Annotated in this window: 1 protein-coding gene and 2 pseudogenes; all 3 read left to right on the forward strand. The window is 66.2% G+C overall.

The genetic code is table 11. The features are described from left to right. Window positions 1–128: pseudogene (locus I5W_RS33215) on the forward strand (MSMEG_0568 family radical SAM protein); the annotation flags it as partial. Beyond that, a complete protein-coding gene (locus I5W_RS07615; protein WP_083893484.1) occupies window positions 128–712 on the forward strand; it encodes an MSMEG_0567/Sll0786 family nitrogen starvation N-acetyltransferase in 585 nt (194 codons plus the stop codon). The pseudogene I5W_RS33215 and the gene I5W_RS07615, both read left to right, overlap by 1 nt. Then, a pseudogene (locus I5W_RS07620) lies at window positions 709–1,275 on the forward strand (AIR synthase related protein); the annotation flags it as partial. The gene I5W_RS07615 and the pseudogene I5W_RS07620, both read left to right, overlap by 4 nt.

Genomic DNA, 1,275 nt, shown 5'->3' on the forward strand with positions numbered 1-1,275 from the left:
CCATGCGCCGTCTGCTGGCGCCGCTGGCCGCCATGCTGGACAGTGCCGGGATGCGCGCCGCAGATGCCAGGCCCGGTTGCGGCAAATGCGGGGCTTGCTCTTCGCTGTCTTCCTTCGAAAGGAAATGATGATGAGTGACGTGATCGAGAGCGCGACAGCACTGGTGCAGAAAACGCCAGCGCCGCTGGCGCCGGCCCAGGGCGTGCGCATCAAGCTGGCGCTGGAGCCCTGGGAGCGCGAATCCGCGCGCCGTTTGCGGCGTGACGTTTTCTGCACCGAGCAGGGCGTGTTCCAGGACGATGACGCCGATGCCATCGACGCCATCGCGATGCCCATCGTGGCGGTGATGGAGGGCGGCGATGGCAGCCGTACGGTGGTCGGCACCGTGCGCATCCATGAATCGGCGCCGGGTGTGTGGCATGGCTCGCGGCTGGCCGTGGCGCAACATGCGCGGCGCATCGGCGCGGTGGGCAGCGGCTTGATCAAGCTGGCCGTCTGCACGGCCCATGCCCATGGCTGCCACACCTTCCTGGCCCAGGTGCAGAGCCAGAATGCGCCGTTGTTCCAGCGTCTGCACTGGCATACCCTGTCCGAAATCAAGGTGCATGGCTTGCCTCATCATCTGATGCAGGCCGAGCTGGATTTCTACCCGCCCATCAGCGACGGCGAGCAGGGTTTCCTGGTGCAGCCACGCCAGGAGCCACAGCCATGAACGCCCGTGACCCGGCGCCCACGCTGGCGCAGATCGTCGAGCACTTGCGCAGCGCACGCGGCATCGCCCACAAGCGCGATATCGACGGGGTGATGCAGACGCTGGACATGGCGCTACCGATCCGGCACCAGGGCCATACGCTGGCCGTGGGCGACGATTGCGCGGCCATCCCCGATGGCGATGGCTACCTGCTCTTTGCCATCGAGGGCTTCATCAACGAATTCGTGGAGCAGCAGCCGTGGTTTGCCGGTTATTGCGGGGTGATGGTCAACGTCAGCGACATCTATGCCATGGGGGGCCGTCCGCTGGCCGTGGTGGATGCCCTGTGGAGCCGCAGCGGTGAGGCCGCACGGCCGGTGCTGGAAGGGCTGGCCGAGGCGGCGCGGGTATATGGCGTGCCGCTGGTGGGCGGTCACAGCAATGCCCGCAATGACCGCGAGCAATTGTCGGTGGCCATCATGGGCCGTGCCCAAGCGCTGTTGACCAGCTTCGATGCGCGCAATGGTGAACATCTGGTGGGCGGCATCGATCTGCGCGGGCGCTACAGAATCCTTATGCCTACT

This window comes from Herbaspirillum sp. B65 (assembly GCF_000333555.1).
Lineage (GTDB): Bacteria > Pseudomonadota > Gammaproteobacteria > Burkholderiales > Burkholderiaceae_D > Herbaspirillum > Herbaspirillum rubrisubalbicans.